Below are 23,376 nucleotides of genomic sequence, written 5' to 3' on the forward strand. Positions count from 1 at the left end.
GTTTTCCTCACTCACAAATTACTTAGCTTGCAGTAATTGCTTGACGATACCTAACCCTACTTGAGTAGCTTCATTCAGCAGTTTTGGATCTACTGTTTTATCGTTCGGGCTGTGATAATTCGGTTCCTGACCTCGATAGAAAAATAGAATTGGCACTTCTTTGTTAGCAAATGATGCATGGTCGCTACCGCCATAGCCATAGGAACCTAGGGTTTTGATATCTGAATCCACATTTTGAGCGATCGCAGTTAACGAGGATGTACCACCAATTAACAGCTCGTTGTTCACGCCAACCATGTCAAAATTCATCATCCCTTTCAAGCCAGAAAGGAACTCTGGTTTGGCATTATCCACAAACGCCCGCGATCCATGTAACCCGTCTTCCTCGCCATCAAAAGCGATAAACCAAGCTTGACGAGCGAGATCGGTGTTCGCTAAATTACGCGCAATTCCTAAGACAACGGCTGTCCCAGAAGCGTTATCGTTTGCGCCAGGGGAACCTTGCACGGAGTCGTAATGTCCGCCAAGTATCAGTTTTGGCTGCGTTACTCCTGGTAAATGCGCAATCACATTCCGTCCGGTAACTACCTGCTGTTGAGCGTTAACATTCAAGTTGACATTAACTGGTGCAGTTTGCTGAAGTAAAGGATTACCGCGATCGCCGGAAATTCCTAAAACAGGAATTTTCACTGACTCGCCCAATCCCGCACCTGTTAAATTATCTGGCTTGTTATTGACAATTACCAAACCAATCGCCCCAGCCGCCGCAGCGTTGTTAGCTTTTTGAGCAAAGCGAATTTCACCACGCTGGACAATTGCGATCGCGCCTTTGACATTCACCTTAGCAAAGTCTTCTGGTCGCCCAAAATTAGGAACTGCTACCATTGGTGCATTTAACTTTCCCGGCATTGTGCCATTAAGCGCCCTACCTTCAATAGTTGCACCGTTGATGATGAGGTTTGAGCCTAAGTCGAGAAACTTTTCGTAATTAAAAGTCTGAACTTCAGCAACATAACCCGCCTGACGGTACTGATTTATGAGATAGGCGCTGGCTTTTTCCATAACTGGCGTACCAGCTACTCGCGGGCCGAGATTTACCAAAGCTTGCACATCTGCATAAATTGCATTATTGCTAGCGCCTTCTTGCGCCTCAGCTTTGGGCAGAGATTCCACAATATTATTTAAGCGATTTGGTTGTACAGCACAAGCTGTCGGTAGTGTAACTATCACAGCCATTAGCGCCGCATTTAACCAAGAATTTGTTTGCTTTCTCTTTAAGGGAGTCATTAACTCTGTATGAGATAGTTCATATACTGATTAGCTGCTGTTATTTTTATTGTGTTGGGTAAGAATGACAAGAAAATGTCAATCTGTATTGAAAATGGGTGATGGGTCATTGGTCATTTACATTAGTTATTGGGCATTTCTTCCCCTTCTCCTTACACTTCCCACACTCCCCATCCTCTACAGAAGTTGAATTTCAAAGGTTGAACCTTGGCCAAGTAAGCTTTTGGCAGTGATTTGTCCGCGATGTGCTTGAATTATTTGCTGGGAAATCGCCAACCCTAAGCCAAAGCCACCTGTGTGGCGCGATCGCACATTACCCACGCGGTAAAATCTTTCAAATATATGAGGCAAATCTTCCGATGGAATGCCAATACCGTTATCTTCTACTTGAATCACAGCACGATGACTGCGCGAGAAAAGTCTTAGCTTCACTGTCCCGCCATCTGGAGTGTATTTAAAAGCATTGGCGAGTAAGTTAACTATAGCCTGTTTGAGCAATTCGCCATCAGCTTTCACGTATAGCGGTTGCTGGGGGAGATGAGATTCTAAACTGAGATTTTGCGCGGCTGCTTGCGGTTGGTATGATTCCAAGAGCGATCGCAGTAATTCTACAAGGTCAATGCTTTTGAGTGCGGTGATATCTAAAGGCCCTTCATGACGGGCTAAAAACAGTAAATTGCTAATCAATGTACTCATTGATTTTGCAATCTCCTCGATATTTTCTAAGCGAAAACGCTGCTCTAATTCATCTTCTGGTGGCATTAATGCAACTTGTGCATTACTTAAAACCGCAGCCACAGGGGCGCGTAACTCATGGGAAGCATCGGCGGTAAAGCGTTGTAGTTGTTCGTAAGCGCGTCGAGTCGGTCGCATCGCCAGCCCGCCCAAAAACCAACCAGTAATTCCAATTAAACCTAAAGTTACTGGTACGCCTATTGTTAAAAATAACCTGGCTCGGTTTAAGCTGTCACGCAACGGTGTCAGAGGTGCTGCAATTTGCAAGTAGCCAATGACTAGATTGTTTTGGATAACTGGTAATGTTAACTCTCGCAACCAGATTTTACTGCTGTGATTAATTTGAATAGTCTGAAACCCAGAAGTAAAATTTAATTTTATGGGAATTTTCTCGCCATTATATTTAACTAATTGTTTCTGAGAATTGTACCAACGGACATATAGCAATTTGCCATTCAAAGGTAGTACATCGCTCAAAATTGGAGCATCATCTTTCTTTACCTGCCATCGTTTTGCATCAAGACGACGTTGTGTATTTGCTACAATTGCTTTGCTGGTTGAGTAAAGTTCTTCATCAAAAACCTGAAGTTGGTTTTCCACTCCCAAGTAATAAGCTATAGCAGCAAAAACGATTAAGATACTTCCCATCGACAACGCAAATAAATAAGTTAAGTTCCGACGGCTACGATTGAATGCAAACATATTTATACCAATTCACAAATATCCCGATCCAGATAGATTTTTCGTAGGGGTTTAGCAATGCTAAACCCTTACTTACCCATGCATTTTTGTGATTATTCAAGTGAAATGGTATTAGTCATTTGCCATTGGTCATACCAATTACCGCATTTTTTCAACAGAAGATTTGAAGTATCTGGGTAATAACAAGGCTTATAACCTGTGGGCATTTATCAAAACTGAGATGCATCCCATCAGGATAGCTATAGAAGATGCTTGACTTAAACTATCCCCGAAAATATTTCTTGCGTACTTTAGTGTATGTACTCTGTGTGAGTAACTTAGCAAGACGTAATTTTGTTAAATCTGGGATATTTTGTGGCTGCTGAATTTTACAATCGAAAAATTCGTTTAATTCGCTTAGAATAACTTGGAAACGCTTAATAATATTTTCGTATCGGTACTCTGCAAAAAACTGTTCGGGTAATGTCACATTTATTGGAGATGTCAATACTTTCAAAATACGTTGAATATCAAACTCTTTAGAGTATCCAGCTATTTTATGGCAATTAAATCCCGGATCTAAGTAATCCGATAATCCTCCATTGACACTAGAAAATACCTGACAGCCACAGGCAAGCGCTTCCATTGGTTGTAGTCCAAAGCCTTCACTTACACCTGCTTGTGCCCAATATTCCGCAGAATCGTAAAGATAAATCTTAGCGCGATTGAATAGCCCAGGTAAATCTTCAACATAGGAATTCACAACAAATACATTACATTTTTTATGTAATTCGGGAATCAATATTTGCATTAAATATTCTGAAGATTTTCTTGCCTGAACTAAAACATCAATATCTCGCTTTAGATGTAAATTTTGAAATTCGTTACTAATTTGATTGGGTAAATAATAAATTAAAGAGTTGGGAGCTTGTTGTCCCCAATAACCCATTGTATTGCGGCTCACAGTGATGATGGGAACGCTAGCTGGCAATCGGAATTTGTAACCTGCGCTGTGAGCATGGTAGACAACGTGATATTTCTCAAGCCTAGCTGCTAGTTTAGCAACCTCAAATCCCCAACTGATGACAAAAATTACATCATCTAAGTTTTGCTGTTTGAGCAAATCGTCTAGAAAAAGTTTATCTGGTTCTCGTTGACGGTATGTAACCACATCAGCACTACAAATCTGTTGAGCCAAGTTAAGTGTTTTTAACTCTGCCCAAAGACCACCACAAGCAAATGTACCATGTGTTCCTGGAACTAAGAAATAAAGCTTTCTCATTACTTCACTCTCTAAAAATGCGTGAACGCGCGATCGCCTAACGGTAAGTCACTATCTTAATAGATCGGATCTTAACTACCAGCCAAAGATCGCCCAGACTTTAATCTTGCCAATTCACCTTGACAAAATGAGCCTCGCGTCCCCAAACGTCGTGTGTACGGTTAATATGTTCTATTTTGAGGTTAAAAGGAATGGCAGTTGTCAAGTAGCGCTGTGCCATTGAACCTAAATCGGGTGCGATTTCCGCTGCTGTTGTGGCTGCTAATCCCAAACCGATAAGCTGCTCAACTGGGCGAAATGGTAGTAATAGATACACGCCCATCGATAGCCCAGCTGTTAACAGCATAGCTACCGATAAATTGGTGCCACAACGGGGATGTACAGCTAAATCCCATTCTCCACTAGTCAAGCGATGTAGCGCCAGAGTTACTGCACGTCGTAAATCGCTGATATTTACTTCACCATAGAGATAGAATCCATGCTCTGTAGACAAACCACTCAATAATTCGTTATCAACTTGAACGTTGTGGGATTCTTTATTGCGAGTATAGGCACGGTTTGATTCACCCAGAACCCAAACAGTAGCGTGTTCTAGTGCATGAACTTGTCGCAGCATCAAAATTTCTTTCAATCCCGGGATAAATGACAGCTGCTTAAGTAAATCGCTATCTTGTGAAGGTTGGGGAAAATCGGTAGATGCGACTTTTGGAACATTCCCAGACAAAGGTACTGTCCAATCAAAGCTAAAAAAGTTAAAGGGAAAGGAGCCACTTTCAAAAGAAGCAGAAGTATTCATAGAAACACTGCTCCATCGGCTTAGGGAGCAACATAGATTTCTTTCAAATGTAGCGCTTGCGGCAAAATATTATTGCTAATTTTTATTGATCGCGGACATAGCAGTTTACAGTTTTTTGCCCAGTTTCAAAAGCTATGGGATATTTTTGATTGTAAATTTTTGGTGCACGAGCAGCAAAAAATCAAGGGTTTGAGTAAGGGGTGTAGGTATTCAAACCTGCAACCCTTACACCCTTACAGTCAGCCTACGTAAGTCTTAATCTACTTAATTGCAACGCTCATCAAAGATTGTGGTAGAGATTCACACTGATGAAACAAATGCGTGAAGAGCAGAACTCTTTGTTAAGCGTCAGATTTGCCTTGGCTGTAAACCAAAAGAACTCGAACGTGATAACGCAATCAATGATGTCCGGATTCAACGCCATCGATCGCGTCCTGACTAGCAACTTGTCTAATCGATATGGTTAGGCAGAGGACAACAATTGACATCATTCAAACAGACTTTTCCCCACTGTAAAGCCCAGCGCACAAGAGCCACGCGGTTTTCCGTCTGGGTTTTAGTGAGAATATTGCTGATATGGTTATCAACTGTACGTTTGCTAATTTCCAGTTTTCCTGCAATCTCTTGGTTAGTTAAGCCAGCGGCCACTAAGTCGATAATTTGCAGTTCTCTGTCTGACAGACTAACAGGGGTCTGAGACTCGCCAGCAGCCATGACTTATTCTATCCTCCTTGGTATATGTACTTAATCGCTCTATCTAATTCTAGAAGATTCTTTTGTTGGCAGGGGTTTTCCGTCCCATTAGCATAACAATTGCCATTATTTTCCTTTTATTTTTCGTTCATAGTAATAAAATTGACAAAATGCTAGTACTAAATACTACCACCTATTAGACGAAATCAGATTTTTTACCGATCAACGAAGTGTGGTGAAAAAAGCATATACATCTTAGGATTAGTAGCAAAAATTGCTATTTCATTCTATGAAGGACGGGCGACAGATAGCACAGATTATTGTAGATTTTATACTGGAAAATCTTCCTCCCAAATCGAAAACCTAAAATGAAATGAGCAATCCCCGTGTTTTGTGTCTCGGTGAAATTTTGTTTGATTGTTTAGCCGATCAATTGGGGCTAAAGCTAGAAGAAGTTAAGTCCTGGACTCCTTACCCAGGAGGAGCACCAGCTAACGTAGCCTGTGCTTTAGTAAAGCTAGGGACGCCAGCAGGTTTTATTGGAGCTGTTGGTGAGGATGAACCAGGAAATCAATTAATCAAGGTGTTACAAGAAGTAGGTGTAGACACAACAGGAGTGCAACGCCATTCGACAGCACCAACGCGACAAGTTTATGTGACGAGGGATCTAGCAGGCGATCGCACTTTTGCAGGATTCGGCAAGTATAATACCACTGAATTTGCCGATACGCGTCTGCAAGCAGAAAAATTACCAAATTCCTTATTTCAAGAGGCGGATTTTTTAGTTTTAGGTACTTTGGAATTAGCTTATCCAGAAAGTGAAAAAGCCATTCACCGCGCCCTAGAATTAGCAGAATATTACGATCTGAAGATTTTGCTAGATGTGAATTGGCGTCCTGTATTTTGGCAAGATACCAATATTGCGCGACAAAAAATTGCAGAAATTTTGAAGCGAGTCGATTTTGTCAAACTCTCCAAAGAAGAAGCGGAGTGGTTATTCGATACAAAAGATGCAGGCGCAATTACTTATCGCTTAGATTCAGTTGAAGGAGTGCTGGTGACAGACGGAGAAAACGGTTGCGTCTATTGTCTGGCTGAGAATGAAGGCAAATTACCTTCATTTTCTATACCAGTGGTAGATACAACAGGTGCGGGAGATAGCTTTTTGGCAGGCTTTATTTACCAAGTACTTCAGCATGGTATTCAAAGCTTGGGGAAAGCCGAAATAGCCAAAAACATTGTCACCTATGCTAGCGCTGTAGGTGCTTTGACTACGATTAAACCAGGAGCGATCGCCTCCCAACCAACGGCGGCGGAAGTTGACGCTTTTCTCGCTTCTCATCAACTGTAACGGGCATGGGGCATGGGGCATGGGGCATTTCTTCCCCTACTCCCCACACTTCCCACACTCCCCACACTCCCTGCCTTTCTCCATCATCCGGAATACTACCAATGACGTTTGTAGCCTAGTTTGTTCTGATAGTTGATAGCGATCGCAGAATTTGTAGGTTCGAGAGGCACTATGGACAACAGTATTCCAGTTATTGACAAACGTATTCCCCGATGGACTAGCGCTTATTACCCTGGTTGGAGACAAGAATATTTACATCCTGAAAATATTGATTACAGTGCTGTAACAGCTATTATTCATTTTGCTGTTAAGCCTGGTACTAAACAGCCTAGTCCGCTTTCAGATCCAGCAGGCTTGGACTTTGAGACTAATCAAATCACCCTAGATAACTCAACGGCGCTGCTAAAAGCAGCTCGTGCAGCCGGAACCAAAGTTCTGTTTGCGATCGGCGGAAGAGACGGTAAAGGAGAAGTTTACGGAGCGACACGCAATAGATTTAGAGCCGCTACCAGCCCAGAAAACCTGGAAGCTTTTACTACTAATCTTGTCAAATTTTTGACCAACAATAATACAGGCTATGGTGGCGAACAATACGATGGTATCGATATTGATTGGCAACCTGTCACAGAAGAGGATGAGGAGCAGTATGCAGCGTTCATCAATCTTCTGAGTCAGAAATTGAGCGCCATTACTCCCAAACCGATCTTAACTGCTGCTGTCAAAGCGCGACCAGAACTATTTGCCAGATTACACAAGCAATTTGAGCAAATCAATATCATCAGCTACAACTTAGCTGATAATCAACTCGGTTCGGTGACATGGCATAATGCACCCATTTATAACGGTGGTAACAAGTTTCCTAGCACTGGCGAACTGCTTCCTTCAGCTGATGGTCTGGTCAAAGCCTTTATTGATGCAGGCGTACCAGCTAATAAGTTAGCAATTGGCATTGATTTTGAAGGGAAAAAGTGGGGTGGTGTTTTTGAGCCGCTACAGAAATGGGATAAAACTCAGATACCTACATTAGGAGCAATTCCATACTTTGAAATCATCAATCGCTATTACAAAAAACAAGTTTACCACTGGGATAAAACGGCTCAAGCAGCCTATTTGAAGATTAATACACTGGGTTCGGCTACGGATAGTTTTATCTCTTACGATGATGAGGCATCTATTCAAGCAAAGATTGATTACGTAGAAAACAATGGCTTAGGAGGCGTGATTATTTGGGATTTAGGTGCTGGCTGGCTACCCGAAGCAGAGATTCGCGATCCTCTACTTCAGGCTGTGAAAAATGCTGCATATCCATTAGCTTACTGATGGGGCTGGGATATCAGTTGCGATCGCTTGATACTCCCAGCTTGGAAAATGGACGAAAATCCTGATGCCATTTCCCTGGTGGTGGAAATACGCCAAAATTTAAATAACCGCGATCGCATCTCACAGACAATGCAAATTACCAACAGTCTTCATACCGCCATTCTCGTTACCGACCTCGAACGCTCACAACACTTTTATGGCACAGTATTAGGGCTAACCAAAATCGATCGCACCCTCAAATACCCTGGTGCATGGTATCAAGTCGGTAACTATCAAATTCATCTGATCGTTGCACCATCCTCTCCTACAGACAACCAAAACGAAAAATGGGGACGCAATCCTCATGTTGCTTTTAGCGTTGCTAACTTAGAAATCGCTAAACAAGAGTTACTCGATCGCAATTTCCCTATCCAAGCCAGCGCCTCTGGTCGCCCCGCCCTCTTCACCAAAGACCCGGATGGGAATATTATCGAATTGAGTCAGCAGTGAATTGGACAGGGGAGGAAGGAGTGTGGGAAGTGTGGGAAGTGTGGGGAGAAATAGTTAATTGACTATTGACCCTTAACCAATGAAAATCATTGCCTACAGTTACACTGACCCCTTAATAGACTCATCTGTTGAGCCTGGGGATTGGGGATGGGATGTCGATCGCGTTTATCATGATTTGGGACAGCGATCGCAATTACAACAATTATTCACTGACTGCAAAACCGAAGCTGTAAATTATCTGTTAATCCGGCGCTTGGAAGAGTTGGGTGATACTGTCAAAGAAGTGAGCGATCGCCTCAACGAACTTGAAGCAATGGGTATAGTAGTAATTGCTACCCAACAGCCCTACACTTCAGAAAAAGGCAATCTCCGGGCTGAATTGCTGAAATTGTTACAGGAAATTCAACGCCAGCAACGTAGCCGCCGTATCCGTCAAGGACACGCCCGCACTCGTTTGTCAGCTGCGCCGCCACCTGGTAAGCCGCCCTATGGCTATCGCAGAAGTAAGGATAAATACATTGTTGACCGCAGTACTTCTCCAGTAGTCAAAGATTTTTTTGAACAATTTTTACTTTATGGTTCCTTGCGGGGAGCAGTTCGTTACTTAGCTAAAAAATACGGTAAAAAAATCTCCGTTACTACCGGGAGACGTTGGCTAACTAATCCCGTGTATCGAGGAAATACCGCTTACCAAGATGGCGAAATTCTTGCTAATACCCACATTCCCATCATTTCCCCAGAAGAAGCCGCCCAAGTTGACCGATTATTACGCCGTAACAGTCGTTTACCATCTCGAACTGCTAGCGCACCGCGTTCTTTAGCGGGGTTGGTTGTTTGTGCAGAATGTCAATCTCATATGACTGTGACTCGTGTCACCCAGCATCGTCAAGATAAAGAGTATCTTTATTTACGTCCGATTAGCTGTCCGCAAAGTCCAAAATGTCGCGCCATTGCTTATCAGCAAGTTTTGGATAAGACAATTACAAAAGTTTGTCAGGACTTACCCCTAGCTGTAGCAGGGATGAATTTTCCGCAATTAGATGCAATTAAGAATAGTTTAGGAGAAGCGATCGCTCGTCAGCAAGAAATACTGACTCAGTTACCTGCTTTAATAGAAACTGGTGTATTAGATACGGAAACAGCAAAGTTAAGAGCATACAAACTCCGCACAGAAATTTCTGCACTGCAAGCAAAGTTGGCAACTCTTCCACCAGTAAATTTGCGTTCTGTTGCTCAAGCTGTTTCAATTCCTCAATTTTGGTTAGATTTGTCAGAATCAGAGCGACGATTTTATTTTCGAGAATTTATTCGTCAAATTGAGATTGTTCGTCAAAATCCAGACTGGAACTTGCAAATAATTTTCATCTTTTAGTAATAACCAGTAATTAATTTATCCTATTAGTGTCTCTGTGGTTCAAGATTGTATCGCTAAGGCACAAAGTCGGCAGATAGGCATTATCCAGTCTAGATTCACTATCGCAAGAGTTTTATAACGATTTATCATGAATTGAATATCCACTTTGTAATTAAATTAGCTAATTATAAGTTTTTCAAATTACAAGTCATCGGAATTTAATTGACTAGCGTACCTTTACAGTTAACCTTTGAAACACTGTAGCTATCAGTTCCTGAAAATTTACCGCAGAAAACAATAGCAATTAAATCTCAAACTACATAAGAGTTTTTAGCTAAAATCTCTGCCATTAGGGGAATAATAATAAAGGCAGCAAACCCTTTTATATCTGTATTATTTATATCTTTTATTGAGAAAAAAATCTTGATAAGAGTAAGCGAAAAAACCTAGGCAATTTTCTCAAGAAAATAATTACTATTTTGGAAAAATGAGTTAATTTGGAATCTAGCAATTGCTAAACACACAGCTTATTACTGGGTGGCAACATTAGAGATTCGCTCTAATCTCTATGTAATCAAACCAGCAAACAAAATGATTATCATAGAATATGCAAGAAAGAAGCTTTATTTGGGGTCATCTAGGAACAAAACATCGCACAGTTGATAAATTGATTGATGGGATATGGCTAATTGTCTTGCTCGTGGCAGCAGTGTTACTGTTTAGCATCAATCTGGGAGGAGTACCACTGCGCGATTGGGATGAAGGTACTGTGGCACAAGTCGCCCGTGAAATTTGGCGATCGCCAGCAGGTTCTTTGGGTTGGCTGTACCCTACTTTAGGCGGCGAACCTTATCCTCATAAGCCGCCTTTAATGCATTTGCTAATTGCTTGGGCTTACCACCTGGGAGGTGTTAATGAATGGACAACCCGCATACCAGGAGCAATTTTAACAGCTTGTTCCGTACCTTTACTGTATTGCTTGGGGAGAGAAATATTTCGCCAACGTTGGGTAGCTATTTATAGCGCGCTGATTTACCTGACAATGCTACCAGTGGTACGTCACGGGCGATTGGCAATGCTGGATGGCGCAACAGTCAGTTTTCTGATGGTGATGATGTTGTGTGTCTTGCGATCGCGCCGAGATTTGCGTTACTGTTTGGGCATTGGCATCGGTTTGGGCTTAATTTGCCTAACTCAAGGAATATTTGGCATCTTGCTAGGTGCGATCGCAATTGTATTTCTTTATTGGGATACACCCCGACTGCTTACTTGTTACTATCTGTGGATAGCAATCTTTCTTGGCATTTTACCAGTGCTTTGTTGGTATGGTGCCCAGCTATTGCACTATGGCCATACTTTCCTGCAAATGGCTTTTATCAATCCATCCATCAACCGCACTGGGATAGCGACAAAGGATAATTTCCAATTATCCTGGTACTATATCAAAGAAATTTTGATGTATGCATGGCCTTGGCTCTTATTTTTACCCCATAGCTTACGCTTAACCTGGGAAAATCGCAATCTTAGCTGGGCAAGACTGGTATTGGTTTGGGGTGCTGTATATCTGCTGATAGTTTCTTGCATAGGTAGCAAACTTCTCTGGTATTTATTCCCCATTTACCCAAGCTTGGCTTTAGCTTTAGGTGCGCAAATTACCGAGACCGAAAATTTACCTTTACTCACAGCCTATCCCAAATCTTGGGTAGCTGGTTTGGCAGTACTGGCTTTAGCGGCTTCGGCTGCAAGCATTTTTTTTAGTTCCGGCGCAACGCCTAAAACAGACTTACAGGTAATTTTTGTGGCGGTTGCTTTAACTATGACTTTAGCAGCAATCTACGCCGAGCGAGGCGATGGGCAATTCCTGAAGATTCTGTTTTGGGGAATTTATATTTCGCTGCTGCTGTTGATGAAATCTAACTACTGGGTTTGGGAATTAGGGGATGCTTATCCAGTTAAACCAGTTGCCAGTATGATAGTGCAGGCAAATCCAGCAGTCAAAAAGATTTACACCTCTTTTCCCTACAGTCGTCCTTCTTTAGATTTTTATAGCGATCGCACGATTATTCCAGCTTCTTTTGGGGAACTGCAATACTATTGGCACTACAACGGACAACCCTATTTTCTCGTGAATGCGTCAGCTTATCAAAGTCTTCACCTAGATTCGATTAAGCTCATTGGCCAAGCTGGAGGTTGGAAACTCATTACCAAGGATATCAATCGTTTGTGAATTTGGCACATCAAGCGATCGCTAACCAAAGTAGTTAAAATATTAAGTAAGGTAAAGAAATTTATGAGAAATCAGCATCAAAATCAATGGCATTATTTGGATTTGGCAAAAAAACAGTAATACCCACCCCTGAGCAAGCCTTACCAGGAAGAGCAGAACCAATGCGAGTTCCTGCTAAACACTATGTTAACGGTCATTCGCTAAAACCTCCTTTTCCTGAAGGATTAGAAAAAGCTATATTTGGTTTAGGCTGTTTTTGGGGTGCAGAACGCAAATTCTGGCAACTTAATGGAGTTTACACTACCGCAGTAGGCTACGCTGCCGGATTCACGCCCAACCCCACATACCAAGAGGTATGTACTGGCTTAACAGGCCATAACGAGGTGGTATTGGTGGTATTCGATCCCAAAGTTATTAGTTATTCCCAACTGCTGAAAGTTTTTTGGGAAAGCCATAACCCCACACAAGGTATGCGCCAAGGTAATGATGTTGGTACTCAATACCGTTCAGGAATTTACGTGTATTCTGAAAATCAACGCCAGCTAGCAGAAGCATCGCTAGAAGCCTATCAGCAAGCCCTAACAGATGCAGGCTACGGAAAAATCACCACAGAAATCTTGGATGCACCTGAGTTTTACTACGCTGAAGATTATCATCAACAGTACCTTGCCAAAAACCCCAGTGGTTATTGCGGCTTAGGCGGAACAAATGTTTCTTGTCCGGTGGGAATAGTTGAATCACAAGTGAGTGGTTAAGAAAGATTGTAGGGGCACGGCAACAATAATCTTATTGTGCCGTGCCCCTACCACTTGAATGGTTGTAGAGAATTTCCCTATCCAAAATCCAAAGTTGATTGGCTAAACAACCCGATTTTGGCGTATACACTCTGCATACCATTCAAAACTGGCTTTGGGAATGCGTTGTTGTGTGTTGTAATTTACATAAACAATTCCAAAAGGACGGGAATATCCCCAAGCCCACTCGAAGTTATCAATAAAAGTCCACTGAAAATATCCTTTTAAAGGATAGCCTTCACTAACAGCTCGATAAGCTGATTTTAAATACTGCCGCAGGTACATAATCCGGTCAGTATCAATCATTTCACCATTAGCATCTAATTCATCTTCGGCTGCACAACCATTTTCAGTAATCGTTACTGCTAAATCATCACGCCCCAATGTCTCGCTGACATGACGAATTCCCCAATAAATACTCTCTGGTACAATTTGTAACCAAGGCATATGCATTCTTGGGTAGCCTTTAGGAAGATTGAGCAATTCATACCCTTTTTCGTTATCAACAGCACGCACATAAGTACCGCTGTAAATATTCAGACCAATAGAATCTAAAGGCTGATGAATTATTTCTAAATCGCCAGGCTTGATTTCCGGAGCATTTTCTCCTAATTCTGCCAGCAGCGCTGGACTGTAAGCACCAGTTAGGGCGGGGATGAGAATACCGCCATTGCATCTAAAAGTGTGGAAGGCTTTTTTTGCAGCCACTATATGTTTAGGAGACTCGTTAATCGGAACTGTGACACCAATGCTATCTACTAAAGCAACTTTGCATGGAACAGGTGAAGCAGCGCGGATAGCTTGACATCCTAATCCGTGCGCCAATAAGGCGTGATGAGAAGTCTGCCAAACTTCTTTTTGACTGCGGAGAAGTTTTCCAGGTGCGTGTACGGGTTCTAGTTCCACACCATAACCTGCATGAGTAAAGTAGTAAATTTCATTGAGTGTCATCCAGTGGGTAATGCGATCGCCCAAACGGCTCACAACTGCCGTAACATAATCAGCATAATCAACAGCCATCTGGCGATTTTGCCAAGTGCCATATAAATCTTCTAAAGCCTGCGGACTATCCCAGTGATATAAGGTAGCGTGAGGAGTAATATTATGCTTTTGCAGACAATCTAACAGGCGCTTGTAAAAATCAACACCCTCTTCATTGACTTGTCCGCGACCATCGGGAATAATTCGCGGCCAGGCAATACTAAAGCGATAGTGCTTAATCCCCAATTCTGCCATCAGCTGCACATCTTGTTCGTATAGATGATAGTGATCGCAAGTCACAGTCGCAGTATCATTATTTAAAATCTTTCCAGGTGTATTGCTAAAGGTATCCCAAACACTAGGTTTACGCCCTCCCTCATTAACTGCTCCTTCTATTTGAAAGGAAGCCGTAGCAACACCCCAATAGAAATCTTCAGGAAATTGATAGATAGTCATTTTTAATATTTAACTCTTGGAGAAAATACAGAAATTCTAGTATTGAGGAACACATTGAATATTAGACGTTCCCTTTCTCCAAGTTAGATGGCACTCAAATGTTATTTAGGTAACTGGATAAAAATATTTACAGTCATTGCAGACGTGCTTTTGGCTAAGATCTGCATGATTGAATTAACAGCGATCGCATTTTAACTCTCACAGCCCTCACTTTCTCGGCTTGGGTAATCAGTTGCAGCATTAATATATGCAACTGCTAAAGGTGTGAGTTTACTTTCTAGTTGAGTGACAAAAGCGCGATCGCATTCTGACCAAACTCGCGTTTTACCAAAAACGGCAGGTTGTAAAATTCCCCACAGTTTACGATCTTGGCACAAGTGAGCGTGAATTAATGCCCTATGTCCAAAGTGTTTACGCTCAAATTCTTTATTCACAACTTCTGGGCTAGCGGTTTCTATATCTTCGACATATACAGAAGGGTCATTCCGGAGTGCAGCGGCAAATAAGGGGTCTTCTTCGGGTAAAGATTCTGGATCTAATCTCCAGTCTGAGTCTGTAATATCTGGTATTTCTTGATTTCGTCGCCAGCAATAGGCAACTTTCGCCCACTTAGTTTGGGGATTTCTAAGATAGAGGAAACAGCGATCGCATTGCAATACCTCTCCAATTATCGGCAGGATTGCCCTAAAAACAGCATCCGGATCGCTGTATCTGTCGAGAATATTTTGTACGGTTTCTGGCAGAATTTGGCTGGTCATCAAAAGCTAGGTAATTATCCTTGATATTTTCTCAAGGCTCTGCAATCGAAAACATCATCCTACCGATACAGATAACCAACTCAGCCAAGTTGTCCTTACTAAAATACTTCCACTGTTTCCAGGCTACTTTCTAAGCCAGAGACTATCAAGCTAATCGTTTGTAAAATTGCTGCCTTGTCGCCTCTCTGACAACGCTCAAATAAAAGATGCGCATCCAATCCCTCTTGTGTCGCTAAAGTTTCGAGGATGTTTTCTCTAGCACTCAAATTGTTATTTGCACAAGCCGAAAACAGTAGCACTCCTGCCATCGTGTACATATCTAACATCGGCTCATCATTATCTTCCAAATGAACAATGTTGGGAAACTCTGATAAAGGGTGCAGGAATTGGTCAAAAGTTAATTGAGTCATAGTTATTGTTGAGTCGATACCTAGATCGGGCATTACAGCGATGTACTGCGGTCTGAACCGAAAAAACAGACTTAACTTTGTTACTGGAGCGAAATTCTTTGTACGGTTAACTTTAGTTCTACTAACGGGGCAGAATACAACTTGAAATTAGAATATGCAAATCAAAGAGCAAAGGTTGCAGAATAAGTACAAGCATATATACTTAATACAGGGGCGCAAAAACCATCGGATTCCTAAATAAAGACGAGAAGCTAGCTACGTTAAAAAGCAGCTAGCTTCTAGGTGGTCTACCGTTCTTAGTCTTCAGACGCTTACTGCTCTCTCACTCATACTAGGCTTGTCATTTTTTTTTGTCAAGCTGTCATTTAAACATGACATAAACAAATGTCTTGCATTTCTGATTTCATGAGAGAAAATAGAGACAAGCATAATATTCAAAATTTGGACTTATGACTGACAGAAGGCGTTCTGATGATTACAAGCAGATTAGCGGCTATATTCCACTAGATTTAGCCCTAGAGTTTAAAAGCATCTGTGCCCGCTTAGGCATTTCTCAAAGCGATGCTATAGAAGAGATGACTCAAGAGTGGGTAGCCAAAAAAGCAGGTGCTATTTCCAAGAAAGCTCAAGCCCCAAAAACAATTGCTGATTTAGTGCAAGCTAACATGGCAAAATTAAAACGCTGTGGCGTTAAAAACCTGCAAGCACTGGCAAAAGGCGAAGTTTTACCCACACCAGGAGACTTTGCCATCATTACATCGGCTTTAGCCATCCCAGAGGAGGAAAGAAAAAAAATCTGGCAAGAAACTTTCAAATTGTCCGTGTATCAAGAGACTAAGGGTGTAAAAGTATATAGAGATTCTGGAGGTGTCAAAGAAGATGAGTGTGAGTATTCTTAGAATCCTCAACTTACCGGGGTGGAACTACAAAATATCATATGAGGGCGTTTCAATATTTGCTCCAACAAAGCGTGATGCTACGTACATAGCTCAAAGCTATGGAGATGCCCTCAGTGAAACTGCGTATAAAATGAATGGCAAGGTGCGGATTCGTTGGAAAGGCTGCAAGCAACCAATAGAATTTTTTGGGTGGATGGCAAGCAAAAAACCACCAACACCTGAGGAAACAGCCGAACGCATTTTGCAATATCAAGGTGCAGTGTTTTGCAGCCAGTTACATATCCCATCACAGTTGTTGTACCGTATGGTTGCGGCTGCCGAAAATGAACGCCCCGTAAGTATTGTCAGACAAGATACTCGCCAACAAATTATTGTGAATCAGCCAATGGCTGAGATGTTACAGACACCACCAGAAATTGCGACCGAAAGAATTATGACCCAGTTTTGGCTACCTGAGGATTTAGCTGAATTGGAACAAAGATTGCACAATGACAGACGATTTACCTGGACTTACTCCGCTGGACTAAATGAGCAAGCTTGGGCAGTTCTCACTACTCAATTCGAGGCTTTTGAGGTGGAAGGCATTTGGTACAGACAGGGAATCTGCTTATCAACTCCTCAACTCGTGCCGATTCCCCCAGGAGTATTTGAACCAGCGTAGGAACTACTAAATAAAAAATTTAGCTCCTTCACGAAATAGACTAAGAGTTATCAGGTGCTTCAATCCATTCAGGTGCAGTCTATCCCGCATTTAGAGCATGAGGCTATTTTATATTTTGAATATTGGATACGAAATCCAAAAAATGGATTAAAACTCAAATAAATTAATATTTTCCTAACTCAGTTGTTGATATTAGATTCTTATTTAATTTTGGAAATATTAGGTAGGTTCGGCTAGAGGCTAGAGAAGAGAAAGGGAAGGGAGATGTGGAAGGAGGACAAGAAATTTTAGATTTTGGATTTTAGACTGAAATCCAAAATTGTTTCAATGCCCAATGCCCATTCCCCCATGCCCAATTTAATAATGACTGCCCGATTTTCGATGCTCAATGGCAGTGACGCCATCATTTTCTAATACTTCTCCCCGATCTATTACGGCATAAATCAAGTATCTGTCACCACAATCGAGTTGATTTTGTACCGTGCATTCTAAATAAGCTAAAGCTTCAGTTAAAACCAGACATCCATTATCAGCAGTTTGGGTAGGAAGATTAGCAAAGGGATTTTCGCCTAAAGTGCTGTGACGAGAAAAATAGCGTCGGACATTTCTACCTTCTTTGAGAATGTTCAACACAAATTTGTCACCGGGATGACGCATTAAATCGGCATTTTGTTCTTGAGCGATCGCAATCATAATCCCAGGTGGGTTAAAAGTTGCCTGCGATACCCAAGAAGTTAATATACCTTTGTGGGTGTCGCGATCGCGTGTGGTGACGACGCATAAAGAACCTATAATTCTACCTACTGCTTGTTCTGTACGGTCTACTTGCGCTTCTGTGACTACTTGACGGGGAGTACGCAGTTTTTTCGTTTTCTTCAAGTTTTGGGCAAAGGAAGCACCTGCATCTTGGCACTGCTGTAAAACGTAAGAAGTAGGGCTGAAGCGTACCCGAATTGTCTCAAATCCTAAACGATAATTAGCATCTTTGAGCTTGCTTTCGAGTAAATCAATAGCCTCTCCACTCCAACCGTAAGAACCAAATACCCCAGCTAACTTAGTTTTCGCCGCAGTTGAGAGGACTATTCCTAAAGCCGTTTGAATTTGGGTTGGTGCGTGTCCTCCTAAAGTGGGCGAGCCGATAATAAATCCATCGCAAGCTTCGACAACGCGGGTAATCTCCGCCGCATCTGCTAGTTCGCAGTTAATTGATTCGACATTAATGCCATTTTCAATTAAACCTTGAGCGATCGCATTTGCAAGAATTGCTGTATTGCCATAAGCAGAAGCATAGATTAAAGCTACACTGAACTCCTGAGACTTTTGACCTTGACACCATTGGCGGTAATCGTAAGTAAAACGGCTCAGGCTGTAACGCACAACCGGGCCGTGGGCTGGGGCGTAACATTTTGCACCCAAAACCGTGATTTTATCTAAAGCAACTTCGACTTGTTTGGCTTGGGGAGCATGGAGACAATCAAAATAGTATCGACGTTCTGGATCTAAAGCTTTCCAGTCTTCATCAAATAAACCATCTTCACAAATATGAGCGCCAAAAAACTTATCGGTGTAGAGAATTTTGGTGGCAGAATCGTAGGTACAAAGCCCATCAGCCCAACGGGGAGTAGGAACGCTGATAAATGACAGGTGATGTCCCTGTCCTAAATCTAGAGTATCTTGCGATCGCACAGCTTGAATCCGCGATTCCCATTCTGGAAAAGCAGCTTTTAAAGCATTAGCAGCTGGGCGAGAGCAGATTAAAGTAACTTGGGGGGCTAAAGAAAGCAACTCCTTTAAAGTAGCTCTACGATTGGGGTTGACATGACCAAGCACAATGTAATCTATGGTAGTTAAATCTAGATGCTGTGCTAATTGTTCTAGAAAAATTCCGGTAAAAGATTCCCCTGGAGGGTCAATTAAAACCTTTTTATCAGCTTGGATTAAATAAGAGTTTGCCGTAGTTCCTCGTTGACGGGAATACTCAACCTCAAATTTTAGACGTTCCCAAGTACGCGATCGCAATATCAAAGTATTTACACCAATTTCCGCAACCTGAACATCTCTATGGCGATTGGGCATTAAAGTAGCAGTAGACATAGTATCCTCCTTGTCATTTGTCATTGGGAATTGGTCATTTGTTATTTCTTCGTGTCCCTGCGTCTTTCTCCTAACGTCCTCCGTTGTTTTTCGCTAATTCTTCGAGATGGAGACGTTTATAACGTCTAGATACTTCTTGTTCCGGATCGATACCTTCAAAGGTAGGAGGTAGCCAAACTCTCAAGAAAAGTAGGATTCCTAGAACTAATAAGAATGCACAAGTGGCTAAAACTTGACTCGAAGTGATTTCTAATACGCCTTTAACAATGACTTCTCGCAAGGCGGAAACAATAGAAACTTCAACAGCTACTCCAATCGAAATTCGTTGTTCTTGGAGATAAATAATTAAGAGTCGGAATAACTCAACTAAGATGAGTAAAAACAGAATATCGGCAGTTACAACATGGAAATCTAGAGGAGGAAGCAAGGAGAAAAACATATCTCTCACTTGAATCACCATGAAACTAAATAACCCGATACATAAAGAAATTACAATCATGTCTTGGATAAGTTCCAAGCTGCGCACAATGCGTCCTCGATTGATTTGAAACATGGAGACTGGGTTATTTTCAGCAGGCTGATACATAGAGCACTCTCAATTGATTTTTGAAGTGGTAATAAGCAGTAGTAGGGTGGGCAATGCCCACCTGACAAATAACAAATGACCAATGATTAATCACGTTTAATAATGATTGCCAATTTTGCGGTGATGGACAGCAGTTAATGCATTTACCTTGGCAACTCTTCCTGTTTGCACGGTGCTATAAATAATCCAATGATCTCCACAATCCATGCGGCTAGTAATTTCACATTCCACATAAGCTAAAGCTTCAGCTAAGATGGGAGATCCATTAATTGCAGGATAAGTCTTCACGCCAGCAAAGCGATCTGCACCAGGAGCAAAGCGCTTAAGGAAATGTTTCATTAATCCTTGATAATTGCCTTCTTCTAAAACATTCAAAACAAAGCGATCGCCTACGTGCATTAAGGATTCTATGGCGCGGTCTTTCGATACAGCAATGGCTACTCCTAAAGGATTCAGGCTCGCTTGTGTCACCCAAGAAGCCAACATTGCACTTTGAACTTCACCTTTTTTGGTAGTGATAATATACAGCCCGTTGCTAATTCTGCCTAAAGCTTTCTCTAAATTTGTATTGATGGATTTGATTTGTTTAATCGTGCGATCGCGGGTTAACCATTGCCCTAAATCGGTTCCTGCTTCTTCACACAGTTGTTCTAGCAATAGTGTGGGAGCTTCTTTAACTAAAATTGGTGAAAAAGCTTCTATTAATCCTAATTCTTGAAACTTGTTGCGTAAGGGATAAACAGGTTCATCTTCTCCACCACCTGACTCTAATAAACCAATGCTTTGCTTCTGATGAGCAGCCGCTAAAATTATGCTAACAGCAGCTTGAGCGATCGCAGAAGATTGAGGAGGCATAGCAATAACTAAGCCAGCAGCTTGTCCTACTAATTCCCGAATTTCTTGCGGTTCACTACTATTAATATCTACTAATTCTACGGCTACACCTGTTTTTGTACAGCCATGTGCGATTGTTCTTACTAAATGTTCGCTAAAACCGTAATCTTCAGCATAGAACATTGCGACTAATGTCTCTGCTTTTGCTTGTTCTAAACTCCAATTTTTATACCTTCCCAACCATTCAGAAATATAGTGTTGCAGTAAAGGCCCGTGTCCTGTAGCAACTGTACCTATTTCTAAATTTTCAATTCGCTTTAACGCTGCTAAAACAGAACGTGCATTTGGCCCCATGAGACAGTCATAGTAATATTTAAAATCTTCTTCTATGACATTGAAATTCTCATCATAGGTGTGGTCATCGCAATAGTGCATTCCAAATACATCACAGGTATAGAGAATGCCAGTTTTGTGGTCATAGGTCAAAATTGTGTCCGGCCAATGTAAGTTAGGTGCAGAGATAAACTCTAATTCATGCCCATTTCCTAATGCTAAACGCTGTCCACTTTTCACCTGTATTGATTTAAATGGTTGGTGAACCATATTTTCGAGAAATTGAATAGCTACCTTAGCACCCACTACGGTAATATCAGGAGCTAATTCCAAAATGTCTTTAACTAAGCCGCTATGATCTGGTTCTGTGTGGCTAATAATCAAGTAATCTATTTTGCTTGGGTCAATTAATCCTGACAGAATTTCCAGATATAAATTCTCAAATTTGCGGTGAGAAGTATCAACTAATGCAATTTTTTCACCTTGGATTAAGAAAGAATTATAGGTAGTACCATTCCGTAATCCAAATTCGATATCAAACCGTTCTCTGTCCCAATCAAGACAACGAATAGCAGTAGTTTCGGCAGCAATTTCCGCAGTTTCAACCGTCAAACGTCCCGGTGTTCTAAGAACTTGAGTAGATTCTGTGAGTAATGCCATGTGTTTTTACCAAAAATAAATTTTCTATAGTTAATGTTCTTATTCTTATAATTGTCTTAAAGTAGCTAATTAGTAAAATGCTAATTTCTAAAGCTAGTTATCAGAAAGTTTTATTATTTTGTTAGTGCAACCGACCATTGAAAAATATCAAGGCTTACCATTGAATTTTCATATAATAAAAAATCCTAGAGAATTCAAGTAAATTCGCGCAGACTTGAAGGCAGAGAATATGGAATAGCTAACAATAGTGAAAATCCTGCCAAAATATTAGGTCTGCGCGCACAGCATTGTCACAGGTTAACCATTGAATATATTTATAGACAGAATAAAAATATTTTTTGATGAGGACTTAAGAACAAAAAGATCCCCGATTTCTTCAATTTGGGGATCTGAGCCTCTCAATGTTTGCAAATCAAATATGATTACTTACTACCAATGCGTGTCATTTCAAATAATTGCTGGGCATTCTTACCTAAGAACGCATCAAACAGTAGATGTTTTCCCGATTCTGTTTCTACAGGATAGCGTTGGGCAATTTCATAATAGGCGTAAGTCCAGGGAATTTGAATTTCTGCATTAGTGCGATCGTCTAATACTGTTACCATTTCTGTGACTGCTTGAGTTGCAGTTTGACGCAAACCGCAAGCAATATCACCTTCTATCTCGGCTTTCATCGGTACACCCAGCTTAACTAAACCGCTGACTGTGCTATCAATATCTGGGTATTCGCTGGTGTTCTGGCGGTTGATGTAGCCTGTGAAGTGGTTCACAGCATAACCATGCAGCAATACCCAAGCACCATACTGAGTCACGCGATTAACTTCTTCCACTACAGAACGTTGCGGAGGTAGCCAAGGACGGGTAAAGATTTTCTTGAGTTTACGGGCGATGCTTTCTACATTCTCATCTTCTGTCAGGGAATCAGTTACAGAATCGTACTGAAGTGAAGATACTGTTTGATAGATGAGTTCGGCAATTCTGCTAGGTAATTCATCGACAATTAACTCGCTAATAAATAGCTTAGGCAAGTCGAATTCTACTTGCTGGGGGTGACTGTAATGACGCGCGTATAAATGAGTTTCAGGAAAAACATATTCCCCAGCTGCGACGTAACCCAAAGCTGTAGCTAGTTGTTCTAGATAGTTAATTCCTAAATTAATCTCGCCTTTTGGGGTATCCAGTGATAGACGCAAAGACCGCAAAGCAATGTGATCGTTGGCAACAGTCCCACCAGCATCAGTAATCATTTGCTGGTAGGTACGGGCATAATTTACTCTGGCACTATATTCTTGCCATAGTAATGAAAAAAGATGAACAGCAATTTCGGGTTTCATAATTAGTTGTCATTAGTCATTGGTCAAGCTCGAAGTTTTAGGCTCAAAGGCTGGTTGACGGAGTAAAAAACCTCATTAACGGAGCTAAAAGCCTCATTAACGGAGTAAAAAGCCTCGTTAACGGAGTAAAAAGCCTCGTTAACGGAGTAAAAAGCCTCGTTAACGGAGTAAAAAGCCTCGTTAACGGAGCTAAAAGCCTCGTTAACGGAGTAAAAAGCCTCATTAACGGAGCTAAAAGCCTCATTAACGGAGCTAAAAGCCTCATTAATGGAGCTAAAAGCTTCATTAACGGAGCTAAAAGCCTCATTAATGGAGCTAAAAGCTTCATTAACGGAGTTCAAAGGTGCGTTAATGGAGCTAA

At 41.5% G+C, this 23,376-nt stretch carries 21 protein-coding genes; 9 read left to right on the plus strand and 12 right to left on the minus strand.

The annotated features are described in order from the left end of the window. Positions 1 to 18: 18 nt before the first annotated feature. The 4 genes from AACU33_RS09960 to AACU33_RS09975 all read right to left on the minus strand — a co-directional run bounded on the left by AACU33_RS09960 (position 19) and on the right by AACU33_RS09975 (position 4,781). The gene (locus AACU33_RS09960; RefSeq protein WP_096588355.1) at positions 19 to 1,287 is read right to left on the minus strand and encodes a M28 family peptidase; all 1,269 of its coding nucleotides are present in this window, start codon (positions 1,285 to 1,287) and stop codon (positions 19 to 21) included. Between the two features lie 177 nt (positions 1,288 to 1,464). Further along, complete coding sequence (locus AACU33_RS09965; protein WP_096588356.1) at positions 1,465 to 2,724, minus strand: sensor histidine kinase; 1,260 nt, start codon at positions 2,722 to 2,724, stop codon at positions 1,465 to 1,467. Positions 2,725 to 2,986: 262 nt separating this feature from the next. Then, complete coding sequence (locus AACU33_RS09970) at positions 2,987 to 3,985, minus strand: glycosyltransferase (protein ID WP_096588357.1); 999 nt, start codon at positions 3,983 to 3,985, stop codon at positions 2,987 to 2,989. 100 nt (positions 3,986 to 4,085) lie between these two features. After that, on the minus strand, positions 4,086 to 4,781 hold the full coding sequence (locus AACU33_RS09975; RefSeq protein WP_096588358.1) for a DUF6391 domain-containing protein: 696 nt from the start codon (positions 4,779 to 4,781) through the stop codon (positions 4,086 to 4,088). A gap of 308 nt (positions 4,782 to 5,089) precedes the next feature. On the opposite strand from AACU33_RS09975, the gene AACU33_RS09980 reads away from it, so the two are divergent. Then, positions 5,090 to 5,248: a hypothetical protein gene (locus AACU33_RS09980; RefSeq protein WP_339375894.1), complete on the plus strand. Its 159-nt coding sequence runs from the start codon at positions 5,090 to 5,092 to the stop codon at positions 5,246 to 5,248. Here AACU33_RS09980 and AACU33_RS09985 read toward each other — a convergent pair. Further along, positions 5,232 to 5,495: a helix-turn-helix domain-containing protein gene (locus tag AACU33_RS09985; RefSeq protein WP_096588359.1), complete on the minus strand. Its 264-nt coding sequence runs from the start codon at positions 5,493 to 5,495 to the stop codon at positions 5,232 to 5,234. The genes AACU33_RS09980 and AACU33_RS09985 overlap by 17 nt on opposite strands. Before the next feature lie 352 nt (positions 5,496 to 5,847). Here AACU33_RS09985 and AACU33_RS09990 point away from each other — a divergent pair, with 352 nt between their 5' ends. From AACU33_RS09990 to msrA, 6 genes are all read left to right on the plus strand, one after another. Continuing rightward, positions 5,848 to 6,825 carry a carbohydrate kinase family protein gene (locus AACU33_RS09990; RefSeq protein WP_096588360.1) on the plus strand — a complete coding sequence of 326 codons (978 nt, stop codon included), beginning with the start codon at positions 5,848 to 5,850 and terminating at the stop codon, positions 6,823 to 6,825. 171 nt (positions 6,826 to 6,996) lie between these two features. Next, a complete protein-coding gene (locus AACU33_RS09995) occupies positions 6,997 to 8,145 on the plus strand; it encodes a glycosyl hydrolase family 18 protein (protein WP_096588361.1) in 1,149 nt (382 codons plus the stop codon). A 129-nt stretch (positions 8,146 to 8,274) separates the two neighbouring features. Further along, on the plus strand, positions 8,275 to 8,634 hold the full coding sequence (locus AACU33_RS10000; RefSeq protein ID WP_096595208.1) for a VOC family protein: 360 nt from the start codon (positions 8,275 to 8,277) through the stop codon (positions 8,632 to 8,634). 79 nt (positions 8,635 to 8,713) lie between these two features. Continuing rightward, positions 8,714 to 10,006: a recombinase family protein gene (locus AACU33_RS10005; protein ID WP_096588362.1), complete on the plus strand. Its 1,293-nt coding sequence runs from the start codon at positions 8,714 to 8,716 to the stop codon at positions 10,004 to 10,006. A gap of 589 nt (positions 10,007 to 10,595) precedes the next feature. After that, complete coding sequence (locus AACU33_RS10010) at positions 10,596 to 12,215, plus strand: ArnT family glycosyltransferase (RefSeq protein WP_096588363.1); 1,620 nt, start codon at positions 10,596 to 10,598, stop codon at positions 12,213 to 12,215. Positions 12,216 to 12,301: 86 nt separating this feature from the next. Then, positions 12,302 to 12,970, plus strand: a complete 669-nt coding sequence (msrA, locus tag AACU33_RS10015) for a peptide-methionine (S)-S-oxide reductase MsrA (protein WP_096588364.1) — start codon at positions 12,302 to 12,304, stop codon at positions 12,968 to 12,970. A 102-nt stretch (positions 12,971 to 13,072) separates the two neighbouring features. On the opposite strand, the gene AACU33_RS10020 is transcribed toward msrA, so the two are convergent. The 3 genes from AACU33_RS10020 to AACU33_RS10030 all read right to left on the minus strand — a co-directional run bounded on the left by AACU33_RS10020 (position 13,073) and on the right by AACU33_RS10030 (position 15,614). Beyond that, entirely contained in the window at positions 13,073 to 14,446 is a 1,374-nt protein-coding gene (locus tag AACU33_RS10020; RefSeq protein ID WP_096588365.1) for a GH1 family beta-glucosidase, read from the minus strand. Positions 14,447 to 14,637: 191 nt separating this feature from the next. Next, complete coding sequence (locus AACU33_RS10025) at positions 14,638 to 15,204, minus strand: GAF domain-containing protein (protein WP_096588366.1); 567 nt, start codon at positions 15,202 to 15,204, stop codon at positions 14,638 to 14,640. 98 nt (positions 15,205 to 15,302) lie between these two features. Further along, the gene (locus tag AACU33_RS10030; protein ID WP_096588367.1) at positions 15,303 to 15,614 is read right to left on the minus strand and encodes a hypothetical protein; all 312 of its coding nucleotides are present in this window, start codon (positions 15,612 to 15,614) and stop codon (positions 15,303 to 15,305) included. Between the two features lie 449 nt (positions 15,615 to 16,063). On the opposite strand from AACU33_RS10030, the gene AACU33_RS10035 reads away from it, so the two are divergent. Next, positions 16,064 to 16,513 (plus strand): hypothetical protein, encoded by a 450-nt coding sequence (locus AACU33_RS10035; protein ID WP_096588368.1) that lies wholly within the window; start codon positions 16,064 to 16,066, stop codon positions 16,511 to 16,513. After that, entirely contained in the window at positions 16,494 to 17,174 is a 681-nt protein-coding gene (locus tag AACU33_RS10040) for a PAS domain-containing protein (RefSeq protein WP_096588369.1), read from the plus strand. The genes AACU33_RS10035 and AACU33_RS10040 overlap by 20 nt, the downstream gene beginning before the upstream one ends. Before the next feature lie 357 nt (positions 17,175 to 17,531). Here AACU33_RS10040 and AACU33_RS10045 read toward each other — a convergent pair whose 3' ends face one another. From AACU33_RS10045 to AACU33_RS10060, 4 genes are all read right to left on the minus strand, one after another. Next, positions 17,532 to 19,268 carry a diflavin flavoprotein gene (locus AACU33_RS10045; RefSeq protein ID WP_096588370.1) on the minus strand — a complete coding sequence of 579 codons (1,737 nt, stop codon included), beginning with the start codon at positions 19,266 to 19,268 and terminating at the stop codon, positions 17,532 to 17,534. A 70-nt stretch (positions 19,269 to 19,338) separates the two neighbouring features. Next, positions 19,339 to 19,854, minus strand: coding sequence for a phosphate-starvation-inducible PsiE family protein (locus AACU33_RS10050; protein WP_096588371.1), 516 nt, complete (start codon positions 19,852 to 19,854; stop codon positions 19,339 to 19,341). Positions 19,855 to 19,950: 96 nt separating this feature from the next. Beyond that, the gene (locus tag AACU33_RS10055; protein WP_096588372.1) at positions 19,951 to 21,681 is read right to left on the minus strand and encodes a diflavin flavoprotein; all 1,731 of its coding nucleotides are present in this window, start codon (positions 21,679 to 21,681) and stop codon (positions 19,951 to 19,953) included. 422 nt (positions 21,682 to 22,103) lie between these two features. Further along, entirely contained in the window at positions 22,104 to 23,015 is a 912-nt protein-coding gene (locus tag AACU33_RS10060; RefSeq protein ID WP_096588373.1) for a DUF1338 domain-containing protein, read from the minus strand. Between the last annotated feature and the right edge of the window lie 361 nt (positions 23,016 to 23,376).

Source organism: Calothrix sp. NIES-2098 (assembly GCF_963875125.1).
Taxonomy (GTDB): Bacteria; Cyanobacteriota; Cyanobacteriia; order Cyanobacteriales; family Nostocaceae; genus Aulosira.

Coding starts and splice junctions, on each gene's coding strand:
- AACU33_RS09960 (WP_096588355.1), bottom strand. CDS start 1,287: ATGACTCCCTTAAAGAGAAAGCAAACAAATTCTTGGTTAAATGCGGCG.
- AACU33_RS09965 (WP_096588356.1), bottom strand. CDS start 2,724: ATGTTTGCATTCAATCGTAGCCGTCGGAACTTAACTTATTTATTTGCG.
- AACU33_RS09970 (WP_096588357.1), bottom strand. CDS start 3,985: ATGAGAAAGCTTTATTTCTTAGTTCCAGGAACACATGGTACATTTGCT.
- AACU33_RS09975 (WP_096588358.1), bottom strand. CDS start 4,781: ATGAATACTTCTGCTTCTTTTGAAAGTGGCTCCTTTCCCTTTAACTTT.
- AACU33_RS09980 (WP_339375894.1), top strand. CDS start 5,090: ATGAAACAAATGCGTGAAGAGCAGAACTCTTTGTTAAGCGTCAGATTT.
- AACU33_RS09985 (WP_096588359.1), bottom strand. CDS start 5,495: ATGGCTGCTGGCGAGTCTCAGACCCCTGTTAGTCTGTCAGACAGAGAA.
- AACU33_RS09990 (WP_096588360.1), top strand. CDS start 5,848: ATGAGCAATCCCCGTGTTTTGTGTCTCGGTGAAATTTTGTTTGATTGT.
- AACU33_RS09995 (WP_096588361.1), top strand. CDS start 6,997: ATGGACAACAGTATTCCAGTTATTGACAAACGTATTCCCCGATGGACT.
- AACU33_RS10000 (WP_096595208.1), top strand. CDS start 8,275: ATGCAAATTACCAACAGTCTTCATACCGCCATTCTCGTTACCGACCTC.
- AACU33_RS10005 (WP_096588362.1), top strand. CDS start 8,714: ATGAAAATCATTGCCTACAGTTACACTGACCCCTTAATAGACTCATCT.
- AACU33_RS10010 (WP_096588363.1), top strand. CDS start 10,596: ATGCAAGAAAGAAGCTTTATTTGGGGTCATCTAGGAACAAAACATCGC.
- msrA (WP_096588364.1), top strand. CDS start 12,302: ATGGCATTATTTGGATTTGGCAAAAAAACAGTAATACCCACCCCTGAG.
- AACU33_RS10020 (WP_096588365.1), bottom strand. CDS start 14,446: ATGACTATCTATCAATTTCCTGAAGATTTCTATTGGGGTGTTGCTACG.
- AACU33_RS10025 (WP_096588366.1), bottom strand. CDS start 15,204: ATGACCAGCCAAATTCTGCCAGAAACCGTACAAAATATTCTCGACAGA.
- AACU33_RS10030 (WP_096588367.1), bottom strand. CDS start 15,614: ATGACTCAATTAACTTTTGACCAATTCCTGCACCCTTTATCAGAGTTT.
- AACU33_RS10035 (WP_096588368.1), top strand. CDS start 16,064: ATGACTGACAGAAGGCGTTCTGATGATTACAAGCAGATTAGCGGCTAT.
- AACU33_RS10040 (WP_096588369.1), top strand. CDS start 16,494: ATGAGTGTGAGTATTCTTAGAATCCTCAACTTACCGGGGTGGAACTAC.
- AACU33_RS10045 (WP_096588370.1), bottom strand. CDS start 19,268: ATGTCTACTGCTACTTTAATGCCCAATCGCCATAGAGATGTTCAGGTT.
- AACU33_RS10050 (WP_096588371.1), bottom strand. CDS start 19,854: ATGTATCAGCCTGCTGAAAATAACCCAGTCTCCATGTTTCAAATCAAT.
- AACU33_RS10055 (WP_096588372.1), bottom strand. CDS start 21,681: ATGGCATTACTCACAGAATCTACTCAAGTTCTTAGAACACCGGGACGT.
- AACU33_RS10060 (WP_096588373.1), bottom strand. CDS start 23,015: ATGAAACCCGAAATTGCTGTTCATCTTTTTTCATTACTATGGCAAGAA.